The sequence below is a fragment of the Enterobacter sp. ECC_219_Taxon_10 genome (assembly GCF_058354905.1).
In genome coordinates this window covers 718,534-731,461 of the sequence record NZ_CM178005.1, presented here as the reverse complement: position 1 = coordinate 731,461, position 12,928 = coordinate 718,534, and the positions used below count along the sequence as shown (strand labels likewise).

The 12,928-nt window shown below is 55.5% G+C and carries 12 protein-coding genes and 1 other annotated feature; of the genes, 3 read left to right on the top strand and 9 right to left on the bottom strand.

Annotated features, from left to right (window positions below; genetic code table 11):
* Nucleotides 1–105: 105 nt before the first annotated feature.
* Nucleotides 106–693, bottom strand: a complete 588-nt coding sequence (mog, locus tag AC4ICF_RS03440) for a molybdopterin adenylyltransferase (protein WP_061099282.1) — start codon at nucleotides 691–693, stop codon at nucleotides 106–108.
* A 110-nt stretch (nucleotides 694–803) separates the two neighbouring features.
* Nucleotides 804–1,757: a transaldolase gene (gene tal, locus AC4ICF_RS03435; protein ID WP_008502045.1), complete on the bottom strand. Its 954-nt coding sequence runs from the start codon at nucleotides 1,755–1,757 to the stop codon at nucleotides 804–806.
* A 262-nt stretch (nucleotides 1,758–2,019) separates the two neighbouring features.
* Between tal and AC4ICF_RS03430 the strand changes: the two genes are divergently transcribed.
* Nucleotides 2,020–3,450 (top strand): alanine/glycine:cation symporter family protein, encoded by a 1,431-nt coding sequence (locus AC4ICF_RS03430; protein WP_316379712.1) that lies wholly within the window; start codon nucleotides 2,020–2,022, stop codon nucleotides 3,448–3,450.
* Between the two features lie 66 nt (nucleotides 3,451–3,516).
* Complete coding sequence (yaaA, locus tag AC4ICF_RS03425; protein WP_061099284.1) at nucleotides 3,517–4,290, top strand: peroxide stress protein YaaA; 774 nt, start codon at nucleotides 3,517–3,519, stop codon at nucleotides 4,288–4,290.
* 116 nt (nucleotides 4,291–4,406) lie between these two features.
* On the opposite strand, the gene thrC is transcribed toward yaaA, so the two are convergent.
* The 6 genes from thrC to yjjY all read right to left on the bottom strand — a co-directional run bounded on the left by thrC (nucleotide 4,407) and on the right by yjjY (nucleotide 10,677).
* Nucleotides 4,407–5,693, bottom strand: coding sequence for a threonine synthase (thrC, locus tag AC4ICF_RS03420; protein ID WP_316379713.1), 1,287 nt, complete (start codon nucleotides 5,691–5,693; stop codon nucleotides 4,407–4,409).
* Nucleotides 5,694–5,696: 3 nt separating this feature from the next.
* Entirely contained in the window at nucleotides 5,697–6,626 is a 930-nt protein-coding gene (thrB, locus tag AC4ICF_RS03415; RefSeq protein WP_047957721.1) for a homoserine kinase, read from the bottom strand.
* Nucleotide 6,627: 1 nt separating this feature from the next.
* Nucleotides 6,628–9,090 carry a bifunctional aspartate kinase/homoserine dehydrogenase I gene (gene thrA, locus AC4ICF_RS03410; RefSeq protein WP_116342415.1) on the bottom strand — a complete coding sequence of 821 codons (2,463 nt, stop codon included), beginning with the start codon at nucleotides 9,088–9,090 and terminating at the stop codon, nucleotides 6,628–6,630.
* A 24-nt stretch (nucleotides 9,091–9,114) separates the two neighbouring features.
* Nucleotides 9,115–9,232: a sequence feature (Thr leader region), on the bottom strand.
* On the bottom strand, nucleotides 9,171–9,239 hold the full coding sequence (gene thrL / locus AC4ICF_RS03405) for a thr operon leader peptide (protein ID WP_015572623.1): 69 nt from the start codon (nucleotides 9,237–9,239) through the stop codon (nucleotides 9,171–9,173). It overlaps the preceding feature by 62 nt.
* A gap of 211 nt (nucleotides 9,240–9,450) precedes the next feature.
* Complete coding sequence (locus tag AC4ICF_RS03400; protein ID WP_316379714.1) at nucleotides 9,451–10,137, bottom strand: tRNA/rRNA methyltransferase; 687 nt, start codon at nucleotides 10,135–10,137, stop codon at nucleotides 9,451–9,453.
* A gap of 399 nt (nucleotides 10,138–10,536) precedes the next feature.
* Nucleotides 10,537–10,677: a YjjY family protein gene (gene yjjY, locus AC4ICF_RS03395; RefSeq protein ID WP_085928893.1), complete on the bottom strand. Its 141-nt coding sequence runs from the start codon at nucleotides 10,675–10,677 to the stop codon at nucleotides 10,537–10,539.
* 95 nt (nucleotides 10,678–10,772) lie between these two features.
* Between yjjY and arcA the strand changes: the two genes are divergently transcribed.
* The gene (gene arcA / locus AC4ICF_RS03390) at nucleotides 10,773–11,489 is read left to right on the top strand and encodes a two-component system response regulator ArcA (protein WP_003856501.1); all 717 of its coding nucleotides are present in this window, start codon (nucleotides 10,773–10,775) and stop codon (nucleotides 11,487–11,489) included.
* 47 nt (nucleotides 11,490–11,536) lie between these two features.
* Here the strand turns inward: arcA and creD are convergent, their stop codons facing one another.
* On the bottom strand, nucleotides 11,537–12,889 hold the full coding sequence (gene creD, locus AC4ICF_RS03385) for a cell envelope integrity protein CreD (protein ID WP_316379715.1): 1,353 nt from the start codon (nucleotides 12,887–12,889) through the stop codon (nucleotides 11,537–11,539).
* Nucleotides 12,890–12,928 lie beyond the last annotated feature (39 nt).

The window sequence follows — 12,928 nt, the reverse complement described above, 5'->3', positions numbered from 1 at the left end:
GTGTTGTGGATAATTTTTTACAGCAATCGTAAAGAAAAAATTACTATATCGTAAATCCATTTACACGCTACTGCGGCTGGCGCTAATGTCACATTTTAGTTAATTTCAGGAGATTGTCTCGCGGCGTGCGCTTTTAGGACGAAATGCTGCTACCACTTTGTCGTCAGTTTCCACGTACGGCCCGTCAAGCAACTGTATACAATACGGTACACTCGCAAATATGCCGTGCACAATGACGCTGCCGTCCTCGGCTTTTAATCCTTCCAGCGTCTCTTTGATCGACTTCGGCTGTCCCGGCAGGTTCAGAATCAGCGCCTGCTTGCGGATGACCCCTACCTGGCGGGAAAGAATCGCCGTCGGGACAAAGTGTAGACTGATCTGGCGCATCTGTTCACCGAAGCCCGGCATTTCACGATCGGCGATAGCCAGCGTCGCGTCCGGCGTCACATCCCGGCGCGCGGGTCCAGTTCCGCCCGTGGTCAGCACAAGGTGACAGCTCATCTCATCCACCAGCTCACACAAGGTCTGCTCGATGATCGGTTGTTCGTCGGGGATAAGGCGAGTCTGGATCTCAAACGGGGTGGTCAGCGCACTCGCCAGCCACGCTTCCAGAGCGGGGATGCCTTTATCCTGGTAAACGCCGCTGGAGGCGCGGTCAGAAATCGACACTAAGCCGATGCGTAAGGTATTCATATCCATTCCATTCAAAAAGTACTGATTAAAGGGAATGATACACGCAGAGGGAAAATTCAGACAGGGATCAGAAGAAGACGCGTGACCGGGAGCCCGGTCACGCAGAATGATTACAGCAGGTCGCCGATCATTTTTTCCAGTTTTTCCTGGTCAACAGCAAACTTACGGATACCGTCCGCCAGTTTGTCTACAGCCATTGGGTCCTGGTTGTGCTGCCACAGGAACTCAGATTCAGTGATGCGCTCTGGGCGTGCTTTCACTTCACCGGTGTAGGACAGTTTACGCTCCAGGGTACCTTCGCTCTCTGCCAGCTCTTTCAGCAGCGCAGGCGCGATGGTCAGGCGGTCACAGCCAGCCAGCTCGATGATTTCACCGACGTTACGGAAGCTTGCGCCCATAACCACAGTCTCATAGCCATGCTGTTTGTAGTATTCGTAGATTTCAGTCACAGAAATCACGCCTGGATCTTCAGCCGGTGCGTACTCTTTCTTATCGGTGTTGGCTTTGTACCAGTCCAGAATACGGCCCACGAACGGAGAAATCAGGTACACGCCTGCTTCCGCACACGCACGTGCCTGTGCGAAGGAGAACAGCAGGGTCAGGTTACAGTTGATGCCTTCTTTTTCCAGCTGCTCAGCAGCGCGAATGCCCTGCCAGGTCGACGCCAGTTTGATCAGGATACGGTCATTGCTGATACCCGCATCGTTGTACAGTTTGATCAGGCGTTTTGCTTTCGCGATTGACGCTTCGGTGTCGTAGGAGAGACGTGCATCCACTTCGGTAGAGATACGGCCCGGAACCAGCTTCAGAATTTCCAGACCGATGTTCACTGCCAGTTTATCAGTAGCATCCACAACCTGCTGCGCGCGGTCATTGCTCTGTGCTTTCGCCCAGGTCACAGCCTCGTCAATCAGTTTGCGATACTCAGGGATCTGTGCGGCGTTAAGGATCAGAGAAGGGTTAGTTGTGGCATCCTGCGGCTGGTACAGCTTCATTGCCGCGATATCTCCGGTGTCAGCTACGACAGTGGTGAACTGACGAAGGGAGGTCAATTTATCCGTCATGATAGTGTTTCTCTTTTAACGTGCCCTGGATAATTCACGCTACCGACAGCATGCCTGCAGCGGAAAAATGACAGGTTTACTTGTTAGGGGGATGTAACCGGTCTGCCCTGATGATAACACGACGGAGGGGTAGCGCAACCGCAGACAGTGCGCTTAGGCAGAGTATGATAAACTCAGAATATTAACAGGCTGCTAAGCAACAGCATGCCCAATCAGTGGTAGCGCTTACATATTCACGTTGGCATCAACAAGAGGGACGTTAATGCCTGATTTCTTTTTCTTTATTAACGAAGTCCTCTGGGGTTCGATAATGATCTACCTGCTTCTGGGAGCAGGTATCTGGTTTACGCTACGCAGTGGGTTTATCCAGTTTCGTTATATCCGCAAGTTTGGCAGAAGTCTGAAAAACAGCGTCACGCCCCAGCCGGGGGGATTAACGTCGTTCCAGGCGCTCTGTACCAGCCTGGCGGCACGCCTTGGCAGCGGTAATCTGGCGGGCGTTGCGCTGGCCATCAGCGCCGGTGGGCCAGGCGCGGTGTTCTGGATGTGGGTCACGGCGCTTCTCGGAATGGCTACCTCTTTTGCCGAAAGCTCGCTGGCGCAGCTTTACAAAGAGAAAGACAGAAACGGGCAGTTTCGCGGCGGTCCGGCCTGGTATATGGCGCGTGGCTTAGGAATGCGCTGGATGGGCGTTCTGTTCTCGCTTTTTTTACTTCTCGCGTACGGCCTAATCTTTAATACCGTGCAGTCAAACTCCGTCGCCCATGCCCTGCGCTATACCTTCTCCTGCCCGGAGTGGATCACCGGCATCGTTTTAGCCCTCTTTGTGTTGCTCACCATTTCTGCCGGCATCAATGGCGTCGCCCGCCTGATGCAGTGGCTGGTTCCCATCATGGCGCTGCTCTGGGTTGCCGCGAGTCTGGTCGTCGCTGCGCTGCATGCCGACCAGGTTCCGGGCGTGATTGCGACCATCTTTAAAAGCGCCTTTGGCTGGCGTGAGGTCACGTCTGGCGCCCTGGGTTACACCCTGAGCCAGGCGCTGATGGCAGGTTTTCAGCGAGGCATGTTCTCCAATGAAGCCGGAATGGGCTCCACTCCCAACGCCGCCGCGGCCGCCTCTTCCTGGCCGCCACACCCGGCAGCGCAGGGTATCGTGCAGATGATAGGCGTTTTTATGGATACCGTTATTATCTGTTCCGCCAGCGCCATGATCCTCCTGCTGGCCGGCCCGGTACCCCATACCTCGGACGCCGTCGGGATCCAATTTCTCCAGCAGGCGCTGGTGAATCTTACTGGAGGCTGGGGGGCAGGATTTGTCTCGCTCATTCTGATGCTATTCGCCTTCAGCTCGATTGTAGTGAATTACCTGTACGCCGAAAACAACCTCATCTTCCTGAAATTCGACTCTCGTCCGGCCATCCTCTTGCTTCGCCTGGGCGTGATACTGATGGTGATCGCGGGCTCCCTTTTGAACATGCCGCTGGTCTGGCAGCTGGCGGATGTCATTATGGCGCTAATGGCAATCACTAACCTGACGGCGATCCTGCTGCTCTCGCCCGTTGTGAACCTTATTGCCAGGGATTATCTGCGCCAGCGCAAGTTGGGCGTCCCCCCGGTTTTTGATGCCGCACGCTATCCCGAAATTCAGTCACAACTCGCCCCCGGCACCTGGGATGATTTGCCCCGGCGATAACAGCTATCGATCAATTCAGGGCGATTTTTTGTTAAAGTCGCTCTAAATTTCCTGCAAGGACTGGATATGCTGATTCTGATTTCACCTGCAAAAACGCTCGACTACCAGAGCCCGCTCGCCACCGAGCGTTATACCCAGCCAGAACTGCTGGACTACTCGCAACAGCTGATCCGCGAAGCGCGTAAGCTCTCGGCGCCGCAAATCGCCTCGCTGATGAGCATCAGCGACAAGCTGGCAGACCTTAACGCGACCCGATTCCATGAGTGGCACCCGGATTTCACCCCCGCCAACGCGCGCCAGGCGATCCTGGCGTTTAAGGGCGATGTCTACACCGGGCTGCAGGCGGAAGATTTTAGCGAAGCCGACTTTGATTTTGCCCAGCAGCATCTACGCATGCTGTCGGGTCTGTATGGCGTGCTGCGCCCGCTGGATCTGATGCAGCCATATCGTCTGGAGATGGGGATTCGCCTGGAAAACGCCAAAGGCAAAGACCTGTACCATTTCTGGGGCGACATCATCACCGACAAGCTGAACGCGGCGCTGCACGCTCAGGGCGATAACGTGGTGGTTAACCTGGCATCCGATGAGTACTACAAATCAGTGAAACCGAAAAAGCTGAACGCGGAGATCGTTAAGCCGGTCTTCCTTGATGAGAAGAACGGCAAGTTCAAGGTCATCAGCTTCTACGCCAAAAAAGCGCGTGGCCTGATGAGCCGTTACATCATTCAGAACCGCCTGACGAAGCCGGAGCAGCTGACCGGGTTTAACAGTGAAGGGTATTTCTTTGACGAAGAGGCGTCGGGGAAAGGCGAACTGGTGTTTAAGCGCCACGAGCAGTAAAACACAACCCCGCCTGCTGGCGGGGTTTTGCGTTAATGGTGTTTCCAGTCCGGTCCCGGACGGTGGTCGCGGTCGTGGCAGGCCCGGTAAGGCGTAGCCGCCACCGGGCAACACAATCACGCGCGCGTCATCATCAACTTACGCAGCGCCGCAAAGTCCGCCGGCAGCTCATGAGACAGCAGCGGCAGGTCAGCACGCTCGGCCAGCTCTTTCGGCAGCGGCAGCGTTTCGCCCAGGATCGCTTCCACGCTCTCTTTGAACTTCGCCGGATGCGCGGTGCCCAGGAACAGGCCATATTCACCCGGGTTAAGCTGGTCGCGCAGCGCGCGGTAGGCAATTGCCGCGTGCGGCTCAGAGGTGTACCCCACCGCCTTCAGCTCGCGCATGGTGGCTTTGGTGGTTTCGTCCGTCACAGCGGCGTAGCCCAGGTCACCCAGACGCCAGATCTTACGGCGGAACAGCTCTTCAACGCGCGGCCAGTTGTTCGGCTGTGACACGTCCATGGCATTGGAGAGCGTGGCCTGCGTGGCGTTAGGAGCCCATTTGCCGTCTTTCAGGAAGCGCGGCACGGTGTCGTTGGCGTTGGTAGCAGCGATAAAGCGTTTGACCGGCAGCCCCAGAGATTTCGCCAGCAGGCCCGCCGTCAGGTCACCAAAGTTACCGCTTGGTACGGAAACTACCAGCTGATTGCGCGCTTCCTGCGGCAGCTGCGCCACCGCTTCGAAGTAGTAGCAGATCTGCGCCAGCAGACGGCTGATATTGATGGAGTTCGCCGAGTTCAGCCCCAGCGCGGCCTTCAGCTCTTCATCATCGAACGCCTGCTTGACCAGCGCCTGGCAGGCATCGAAATCGCCGTCGATCGCCACGGTTTCAATGTTGCCGCCGAGGGTGCAGAACAGTTTTTCCTGCAGCGGGCTGATCTTGCCTTTTGGATAGAGGATCACCACGCGGACGTTTTTCAGGCCGTAGAACGCGTGCGCCACCGCCGCGCCGGTATCGCCGGAGGTGGCGGTCAGGATGGTCACCGGTTTGTCGCCGCTGATGTGGGTCAGCATCTGCGCCATAAAGCGGCCGCCGAAATCTTTAAACGCCAGGGTCGGGCCGTGGAACAGCTCCAGACAGCCGACGTCAGGCTCCACCGGCTTAACCGGAGCCGGGAAAGCAAACGCCGCGCGCACGCGCTCTTCCAGCAGCTCCTGCGGGATTTCGTCGCCGATAAATGCAGAAAGAATTTTGGTGCTGCGGGTGACAAAATCCTGCTTCAGCAGTTCGTCGATGTCGGTCAGCTGAAATTCCGGCAGGTCATGCGGGAAAAACAGCCCCTGATTTTTGCCCAGCCCCTGAGTCACCGCCTGCGCGAAGCTGACCTGCTCGTTATGATCTTTAAGGTTGTAGAGTTTCATTAATTATCCCAGTACTCGTGCGCCAGCCGTGTCCAGACGGCAAATATGAACAAAGCCTTCCTGATTTTGCAGGTAGTGTTTAGAGAGCCAGTCCGCCACGCGCTGCGCGGTGTCTGGCTTATCGCACAGGGCGAACAGCGTCGGGCCGGAGCCGGAGATGCCACACGCCTGCGCGCCGATATCCATCGAGGCCTGTCGCGCCTCGTTAAAGCCGGGCAGCAGCTTCGTGCGGTACGGCTCGGCAATGACGTCCTTCATTAGCTTCGCCGCCAGCTGCGGCTGACGGGTGTAGCAGGCGTGGATAAAGCCCGCCAGATGACGCCCGTGGGCGATGCAGTCCTGGCGACGATACTGCGCAGGCAGGATCGCACGCGCTTCCGCGGTAGAGACCTTAATGCCCGGATACGCCAGCACCCATAGCCACTCATCAAACCCTGGCACCTGCTGGCTGATGATGCCATTTTCTTCGATCATCAGCTGCATGCCGCCGAGGAAGCACGGCGCCACGTTATCGTAATGAATACTGCCGGAGATGCGTCCTTCGAGCTCGCCCATCAGCCCCAGCAGACGGCTGTTATTCAGCGGCTTACCGCAGTGCTCGTTCATCGCCACCAGTGCGGCAACCACCGAACAGGCGCTGGAGCCCAGGCCCGAGCCAATCGGCATACTTTTTTCCAGCGTCATGGCGACCGGCACATTTTTGCCGATCTCCTGACAGAAGCGTTCCCAGCACTGATAGACGATATTCTCGCGCGGCTCAGACGGCAGCTTGCTGGCGAAGCGGCCCACGTTATTCAAGCTGAAGCTCTCTGCCGCTTCAACCGTGACCGTATCGCCCAGCAGCGAACCATCTACCGGCGTCACCGCCGCACCCAGCACGTCAAATCCGACGCTCATATTGGCGCTGGAAGCCGGGGCATAAACTTTGACCATGTTAAACTCCTAACTTCCATGACAGGGTACGCAGCAGATCGGCAAACACACCCGCCGCCGTAACATCGTTCCCTGCGCCATAGCCGCGAAGCACCAGCGGCAATGGCTGATAATAGTGGCTGTAAAACGCGAGGGCGTTTTCGCCGTTTTTAACTTTGTACAGCGGGTCGTTGCCATCCACTTCGGCAATCTTCACCCGGCACACGCCATCTTCTTCAATGTTGCCAACATAGCGCAATACCTTACCTTCATCACGGGCTTTCGCCACTCGCGCGGCAAAAGCGTCGTCAAGCTGGGGCAAATTCGCCATAAAGGTGCTGACATCGCCGCTGCTGTCAAACTCGGCTGGCAACACGGGTTCAATCACGATATCGGAAAGCTCAAGCTCGCGCCCCGTTTCACGCACCAGGATCAGCAGCTTACGCGCCACGTCCATACCGGAGAGATCGTCACGCGGGTCCGGCTCGGTATAGCCCAGCTCGCGCGCGGCACGGGTCGCTTCCGAGAGGCTCATGCCCTCATCCAGCTTGCCGAAAATAAACGACAGGGAGCCGGAGAGAATGCCGGAGAAACGCTGCAGTTCGTCGCCCGCGTTCAGCAGGTTTTGCAGATTTTCGATAACCGGCAGGCCGGCACCGACGTTAGTGTCGTAGAGGAACTTGCGGCGCGACTTGCTCGCCGCCAGACGCATCTGGTGATAGTAATCCATCGACGAGGTGTTGGCCTTTTTGTTCGGCGTCACCACGTGGAAGCCTTCGCGCAGGAAGTCGGCGTACTGGTCGGCCACAGCCTGGTTTGAGGTACAGTCAACGATCACCGGGTTAAGCAGGTGATACTCTTTCACCAGACGGATCAGGCGCCCCAGGTTGAACGGCTCTTTCGCCTCCTCCAGCTCCGCCTGCCAGTTTTCCAGGTTAAGACCGTGGACGTTGGTCAGCAGCGCCCTGGAGTTGGCGATACCGCAGACGCGCAGGTCGATATGCTTTTTCTTAAGCCACTCCTGCTGGCGCTTCACCTGCTCCAGCAATGCGCCACCTACGCCGCCCACGCCAATCAGGAACAGCTCGATCACCTGATCGGTGTTGAACAGCATCTGGTGCACCACGCGAACGCCGGTGGTCGCATCGTCGTTATCCACAACAACGGAAATTGAACGCTCGGACGAGCCCTGGGCAATCGCCACGATATTGATATTGGCCCGCGCCAGCGCGGCAAAGAATTTGGCGGAGATACCGCGCAGAGTGCGCATACCGTCACCGACCACAGAGATCACGGCCAGGCGCTCCTGAATGGAGAGCGGCTCCAGCAGTTCCTCTTTCAACTCCAGGTAGAACTCTTCTTCCAGCGCGCGGCGGGCGCGCAGACAGTCGACCTGCGGCACGCAGAAGCTAATGCTGTACTCGGAAGAGGACTGGGTGATCAGCACCACCGAGATACCGTTGCGTGACATGGCCGCAAAAACGCGCGCCGCCATGCCGACCATCCCCTTCATCCCCGGACCGGAGACGCTGAACATCGCCATATTGTTCAGGTTGGAAATACCTTTCACCGGCAGGCCATCTTCATCGCTGCTGGCACCAATCAGCGTGCCTGGCGCCTGTGGGTTACCGGTGTTTTTAATCAGGCAAGGGATCTGGAACTGGGCAATCGGGGAGATGGTACGCGGGTGAAGTACTTTGGCACCGAAATAAGAAAGCTCCATCGCTTCCTGATACGACATCGACTTCAGCAGCCTGGCGTCCGGCACCTGGCGCGGGTCGCAGGTATAGACGCCGTCGACGTCAGTCCAGATCTCACAACAGTCCGCGCGTAAACAGGCAGCCAGCACGGCGGCAGAGTAGTCGGAGCCGTTGCGGCCCAGCACCACCAGTTCACCCTTCTCATTTCCGGCGGTGAAGCCTGCCATCAGGATCATATGGTCAGCGGGAATTTTGCTTGCGGCGATACGGCGGGTTGATTCGGCAATATCAACGGTAGATTCGAGGTAGTGACCCACCGCCAGCAGTTTCTCAACCGGGTTGATAACGGTCACGCTATGGCCGCGCGCTTCCAGCACGCCCGCCATGATGGCGATGGAGAGTTTTTCGCCCCGGCAGATCAGCGCCGCGTTGACGCTGTCCGGGCATTGGCCCAGCAGGCTGATGCCGTGCAGCACATGTTTGATCTGAGCAAACTCCTGCTCAACGAAAGACTTCAGCTGCGCGAGCGGGAAACCATGCTGTGCCTCTGCCAGCCCCTGCAGCAGCTCAGCGAAGATACGCTCTGCGTCGCTGATGTTCGGGAGTGCATCCTGGCCACCGATGGTCTTTTCAATCATCGCCACCAGATGGTTTGTGATTTTTGCCGGGGCAGAGAGGACGGTCGCAACCTGCCCCTGCCTGGCGTTGCTCTCCAGGATATCGGCAACACGCAGAAAGCGTTCTGCATTTGCCACTGATGTACCGCCGAACTTCAACACTCGCATGGTTCTACCTCGTTTCCTTTAGCCGAAAAAAAAGCCCGCACTGTTCAGGTGCGGGCTTTTTTCTGTTTTTCCTGTACGCGTCAGCCCGCATCGTTACCTGTGGTAATGATGATGGTTGTGGTAATGGTGGTAATGCTGATGCGTTTCATGGATGTTGTGTACTCTGTCATTATTATCTGTCTGTGCTGTATTCTTTTAGGGTTAAAGGATCGGGCACCTTAAGTCAATGAATTTTTAATTTGATCACAATTCCGCAGACGTTCACGTCACGCTGCGCGCCGTTTTATTTTCATCCGAATCCCCCAACTGCAACCCTCCACGACAGACCTTTTCGCCATACTAAAAACTTATGGCAGCATTTTACTCGGCCAATTTTTTTTCAATATCGTGCAGCAAACGGTGCAACATGGCAGTGTCCCGCTGCTCAAGACGTCCAAGGCGCTGCTGTAGCCAGTCGGCCATTTTTCGATCGTCCGCAACGCCAAGGCTCGATAGCAGGCTCTCCACGCGAGCACGAAGCGCGGCCAGCTGATTTTCATTTGCCGCTTCTGCCTGAGGTTGGGGGATTTGCATTAGGGAGGCTAATTGATAGCAATAGACCATGACCGCCTGGCCTAAATTCAGGGAAGGATAATCGGCTACCATCGGCGCACCGGTGAGAACGTCCGCCAGCTCAAGCTCTTCGTTGGTGAGCCCGGAATCTTCGCGACCAAATACCAGCGCGGCTTTCTCCAGCCACTGGCTTTTCTCCTCCAGCATGGGTACCAGTTCAGCAGGCGTGACGTAGTAGTGGAACTTCGCCCGGCTGCGTGCGGTGGTCGCAACGGTAAACGAAATATCGTGCAGCGCGTCGGCAAGCGTAGCGTAAGTCTTTATATTATCGAGAATATCACCCGAACCGTGCGCCACCCAGCGGGCGGCAGGCTCCAAGTGCGCAGTGCTGTCCACAATACGTAAATCGGTAATACCCATGGTCTTCATGGCGCGGGCCGCAGCGCCTATATTTTCGGCTCTGGCTGGAGCGACCAGTACAATCGACAGATGCATTTATGCTCTCTTTTTAATCAGTTAGCGGATAAAAATGTGATGCACTTCAACATATTACGCAGCGCGAATTTACAAATTTGCAACACGAATCACCGAAATAGCGTTTCATAATAAATTAAAGACGCTAAACTATTTTGTGTCTGAACAATCAGTTAGAATGTTAACAGGAGCCTATTATCCCTATGTTTTATAATGATAATGGCAACATGAATACCCTATTCTGATTGGATTCGCTTCGTTTATAAATCAATCTCCGCAACTAGTTGGTTTATTGAAAAATTGTGACAAAGGCTAGCATTCGGCTACGATGATTTCATCAAACTGTTAACGTGCTACAATTGAACTTGATATATGTCAACGAAGCGTAGTTTTATTGGGTGTCTGGTGTCACTTAGCCTGTTATGTTGCTGTTAAAATGGTTAGGATGACAGCCGTTTTTGACACTGTCGGGTCCAAAGGGAAAGTACCCAAGACCAAGCTAATGATGTTGTTGACGTTGATGGAAAGTGCATCAAGAACGCAATTACGTACTTTAGTCACGTTAAGCCGATCATGTTAATTTGCGACATGTATCAGGCAGGTCAGGGACTTTTGTACTTCCTGTTTCGATTTAGTTGGCAATTTAGGTAGCAAACATGCAGACCCCGCACATTCTTATCGTTGAAGACGAGTTGGTAACACGCAACACGTTAAAGAGCATTTTCGAAGCAGAAGGCTACGATGTCTTTGAAGCGACCGATGGCGCAGAGATGCATCAGATCCTTTCTGAAAATGATATCAACCTGGTGATCATGGATATCAACCTGCCGGGCAAAAACGGTCTTCTTCTGGCGCGCGAATTGCGCGAGCAGGCGAACGTCGCGTTAATGTTCCTGACGGGCCGTGACAACGAAGTTGATAAGATCCTTGGCCTGGAAATCGGTGCGGATGACTACATCACCAAGCCGTTCAATCCTCGCGAGTTAACCATTCGTGCACGCAACCTGCTGTCCCGCACCATGAACCTGGGCACAGTCAGCGAAGAGCGCCGTAGCGTCGACAGCTACAAATTCAACGGCTGGGAACTTGATATCAATAGCCGTTCGCTGATTAGCCCGAACGGTGAGCAGTATAAACTGCCGCGCAGTGAATTCCGCGCGATGCTGCACTTCTGCGAAAACCCGGGCAAAATTCAGTCCCGTGCAGAGCTGCTGAAGAAAATGACCGGCCGTGAGCTGAAGCCTCATGACCGTACCGTAGACGTGACCATCCGTCGTATTCGTAAACATTTCGAATCTACGCCTGATACGCCGGAAATTATCGCCACGATCCACGGCGAAGGGTACCGCTTCTGCGGAGACCTGCAGGAGTAATCCGGCAGTTAACCCATGAAAAAACGGCGCATTTGCGCCGTTTTTTTTTATTTCCAGATCCGCATCGTATCGTCATCCGGCGATGCAGCTGGCTCAGACCGCTTCGGCTGTGAAAGTGAATACCAGTCGAGATGTCGGGTCAGGTACATCACGGCGAACAGTGCCAGCGCCAGCACCGCTGACCCCAACAGCAGCGCGCTATCCTCCGAGCGCAGCAAGAACCACATCACCACGTCCAGCCCCAGCAGGGCCAGCACGAACAGCCCGCTACGCTTCCAGCTTTTCATCACAGCCCGCAGGTACATCCCGTTCATCGCCGCACCAACCAGACTTGCAACAACCCAGGCTGGCGTAAAGCCGACGTGTTCTGACAGCGCCAGCAGCACCAGATAGAACAGCACCAGCGACAGCCCCACCAGCAGATACTGCATCGGGTGCAGGCGCAGCCCGGTCAGAGTTTCGAAAACAAAGAAGGCCATAAACGTCAGCGCAATCAGTAAAATAGCGTACTTGATCGCCCGGTCAGTCAGTTGATACTGATCGGCGGGCGTGGCTACCGTGACGCTGAAAGCGGGGATCGACTCCCACGCCGGAGATTCACTGCCGTTGAACCAGCTCTCAAGGTTGTTCGCAAACCAGCTGCTCTGCCAGTTCGCCTGGAAACCGGAATCACCAATTTTGTGCTTCACCGGCAGATAGTTACCCATAAAGCCTGGATGTGGCCAGTTACTGTTCAGCGCCATTTCACTGTTACGTCCCACAGGCACCACGGCAAAACTTCCCGTCCCTGCCAGATTCAGCGACATCTCCATGACAAACGTTTTTGGCTCCAGCGCTTTGTCCGTCAGCGGGATATGAACCCCGGAAAGCCCCCCATACACGCCTGAACCCGGCTCTACGCCCAGCGTCTCACCGTTGATACTGGAGACGTTCACCGTGCCAATACCGCGAGCGTCGCCCACGCCAACAACGATAAACGGCTGCCCCAGGGTCATCGCCTCCCCTTTCAGCTGCGTGATTTTTTCGGTGTTGAACCGCGCTTTTATGTTGAGTTTAGTGTTCCAGATCTGCCCGTCATAAATACCGATATTTCGGGACTCAACGTGCTGGTTACCCTCAACCAGCAGAGACTCCGGCAGGATAAAGCGCATATAGCTTTTCTTGTATTCGACTTTCTTCTCATCCTCTAACTTGTAGAAGACCTCCGTCACCGGGATCGCAATCAGCGGGCCGACCAGTTTTTGCGGTCCACTGGTACTCTGGCGAAGCGTATTTTCGACATCGTTACGGTAGCTTTCACGCTCTGAAATGAGGTTACTCACCATAAACAGCGGAACTAACAGCAGCAGAATGCACCCCAGCAGGGTGCTTACTTTCCAGAACAGGGGGGATTTCATCATTACGTCTCCTTTGTGATGAGGAGAGCGTAACCAGGCTGT

Bases quoted from the DNA above. Each gene is read 5' to 3' on its own strand.
- thrC (WP_316379713.1), bottom strand. From the start codon at position 5,693: ATGAAACTCTACAACCTTAAAGATCATAACGAGCAGGTCAGCTTCGCG.
- AC4ICF_RS03430 (WP_316379712.1), top strand. From the start codon at position 2,020: ATGCCTGATTTCTTTTTCTTTATTAACGAAGTCCTCTGGGGTTCGATA.
- arcA (WP_003856501.1), top strand. From the start codon at position 10,773: ATGCAGACCCCGCACATTCTTATCGTTGAAGACGAGTTGGTAACACGC.
- creD (WP_316379715.1), bottom strand. From the start codon at position 12,889: ATGATGAAATCCCCCCTGTTCTGGAAAGTAAGCACCCTGCTGGGGTGC.
- yaaA (WP_061099284.1), top strand. From the start codon at position 3,517: ATGCTGATTCTGATTTCACCTGCAAAAACGCTCGACTACCAGAGCCCG.
- thrB (WP_047957721.1), bottom strand. From the start codon at position 6,626: ATGGTCAAAGTTTATGCCCCGGCTTCCAGCGCCAATATGAGCGTCGGA.
- AC4ICF_RS03400 (WP_316379714.1), bottom strand. From the start codon at position 10,137: ATGCATCTGTCGATTGTACTGGTCGCTCCAGCCAGAGCCGAAAATATA.
- thrA (WP_116342415.1), bottom strand. From the start codon at position 9,090: ATGCGAGTGTTGAAGTTCGGCGGTACATCAGTGGCAAATGCAGAACGC.
- tal (WP_008502045.1), bottom strand. From the start codon at position 1,757: ATGACGGATAAATTGACCTCCCTTCGTCAGTTCACCACTGTCGTAGCT.
- mog (WP_061099282.1), bottom strand. From the start codon at position 693: ATGAATACCTTACGCATCGGCTTAGTGTCGATTTCTGACCGCGCCTCC.